This window comes from Lentilactobacillus kefiri (assembly GCF_007989105.1).
In the GTDB taxonomy this organism is placed as follows: Bacteria; Bacillota; Bacilli; order Lactobacillales; family Lactobacillaceae; genus Lentilactobacillus; species Lentilactobacillus kefiri.
The window spans coordinates 1-2,383 of record NZ_BJVK01000078.1 but is presented as its reverse complement, the minus strand read 5'-3'; the positions used below and the strand labels follow the sequence as shown (position 1 = coordinate 2,383).

Genomic DNA, 2,383 nt, shown 5'->3' with positions numbered 1-2,383 from the left:
TAGTTTCCAGACAGACCCTAGTAAAAGGCAGAACAGTTATCTTATTTACGGATTGCCTATCAACAATTGTATATTCAGACATAATTCATTACGTTGGTAACCATCGAATACTTACTTGTGGAACTCATAAAGAACTATCGACAAAATTGCCAGAATATAAAGGATTTGTGAGTGAACAGAAACTATAAAGTTATATATAGGAGGATCTTATGCGTAAGGGATATTTAATAAGTAGTCTGGTAAATATAGCATTTTTGATTGGGTTGATATTACCCTGCCCATTTAATGGTAATAAAGCTAAGGCAGCTTCCTATAAGTCAAACATTCAGTCGTATGAGGCCTTAACGACTCCGAAAATTATCCATCCAAGTTGGATAAAAGGAAATGAATATAAAAACTTTGATATTATCTTAAATCCGAAACAGCCTGGTAAATTTTTACACCAGGCTACATCAGTTAATACTCCGGGTAGTTTACAATTCAAGCACTACCTAACAGCAAACAAAATTGGAACATATTATGGTCAGCCATTGAGAATATTAATTAAATGGAACCATTATTTAAATCAACACCATTTAAAATGCTCTTGGTTTAAAAATCGTATGGTACTTAAAGTTAGTGGTCGGGTAAGGTCTATCGATAAGGTTTTTAATATTAGACTTCAGAAGGCTATTTATCACAATAACCCTGTTCGTTTTGGGACAAGAAAAAACTATATACCGAAAGAATTGTCGAGAACTGTTTTAACGATAATTGGGATCACGGATTACAACTATCATAATGTATTTAGCGATTCTTTTAATAATTCAGAAATGAAAGGAGAAAAATCGAATAGAGGCAAATCAGATGTTAAAAAAATTATGAGACATTATGATGGAGAATATCTATATCGTAAGGGATTAACTGGTAGAGGAACGGAAATAGGTATCATCGCTTTTGGAGCTGCTAAGAAGAAAAATGTGATACATTTTTGGCAACATGAAGGAGCAAGTACTAGTCAAAAGAGATTAAAAATAAGAGAAGTTTTTTCAAATCGATTTGAAAAAACTCCAGCTGGAAAAGATGATTTAGAAGCAACACAAGATGCAGAAATTGCTGGTGCAATTGCCAAACGTGCAAAAGTTAAAATCTTTTTTGTTCCAGAACCATACCCTAATATTATGAATTTTCTCAATGCTTATCTGACAGCCTTTGATGATCCAAAAATATCAGTAACAACTAGTAGTTGGGGTCTTGGAAACCAGATAGCTTATTTAGCACGTCACCGATTGGTCACGCCACATTATCGCTACCTACTTAATTTAGTTTTAGCTCAGGGTGCTCTAGAGGGGGACTCTAATTTTACTGCAGCAGGTGACTTTGGAATTCACGGAGAGTTGAGATCTACGTATAAAAATCATGCATTATTGGATTATCAAAACACAGGACAAGATCCATTAGCCACGAACCCCTTTGTAACAAGTGTGGGAGCAACAGTTCGCTCTTTCACTATAAAGGAAAATGGGTATATGTTTAGATATCGAGGCCCAGAAACTGCATGGGGATTTGCTACAAATATTTGGTCTAATTACCAAAAAGAAAACATATACTTGCTATTGCTAGAGAAATGATAGGCGGCAGTGGTGGCGGCTTTGCTCACTTTTATCGTACACCCAGTTATCAAATCGGTATTCCTGGGATTAATACATTTCATGCGCGGCAATACTTTTCTTATAGTTTGCTACCAATAAATGGCACGCCACCGCTTCTTAGTGGAAAAGACTATGGTCGAAATTATCCTGATATATCGGCAAATATGATGGGATATCAAGTTTACCAGCAAGATGGAAAAGATTCATGGGGCATTTCTGGTGGAACAAGCATTGTTGCTCCACAATTTGCGGGAATTGCTGCCTTAATTGATAGTTCTCCTGGCCATAAAAAGATGGGATTCTGGAATCCTCAGATTTATCAATTAGCTAAATATGGCAATTCGGTATTTAAGTCATTGAATGGAACAACTAATAATTGTAATAACTATTATACTGGAGAGCCTGGGAAAGTGTATAACCAGGCTACTGGTTTAGGAGTTCCCGATTTTAAAAAGTTATTTTTAAAGTATCAATAGATGTATTTAACTTGGAAAGCTCTAAGGGCCAACTAAGTTGGAAAGTTGAAAAGGAGAGACTCAATGATGAACTCGGATGTGCGGAAGTATATGAATACCGATAGTATCTTTTATGTTATGACTAAGTCTGAGGTAAGTTTGAGTTACCTTTCACAACGGTGCTATTTAATGTAACAGATTGGTTAGATAACACGAATAATTCGGGAAGACACATTGGAGTTCCTCAGGCAACTTTTAAGAGACGGTATAATAAGTCAATCATCTTTTATAAGACTT

General features: G+C 35.6%; 2 protein-coding genes. Both read left to right on the top strand.

What is annotated here, in order from left to right:
- Window positions 1-209 precede the first annotated feature (209 nt).
- A complete protein-coding gene (locus tag LKE01_RS11670; protein WP_056982415.1) occupies window positions 210-1,610 on the top strand; it encodes a protease pro-enzyme activation domain-containing protein in 1,401 nt (466 codons plus the stop codon).
- Complete coding sequence (locus LKE01_RS11665; protein WP_054769904.1) at window positions 1,607-2,107, top strand: S8/S53 family peptidase; 501 nt, start codon at window positions 1,607-1,609, stop codon at window positions 2,105-2,107. Before LKE01_RS11670 ends, LKE01_RS11665 begins: the two co-directional genes overlap by 4 nt.
- The last annotated feature ends 276 nt before the right edge of the window (window positions 2,108-2,383 follow it).

What these genes read in the sequence shown, in the direction of transcription:
- LKE01_RS11670 (WP_056982415.1), top strand. Translation starts at nt 210, where the DNA reads ATGCGTAAGGGATATTTAATAAGTAGTCTGGTAAATATAGCATTTTTG.
- LKE01_RS11665 (WP_054769904.1), top strand. Translation starts at nt 1,607, where the DNA reads ATGATAGGCGGCAGTGGTGGCGGCTTTGCTCACTTTTATCGTACACCC.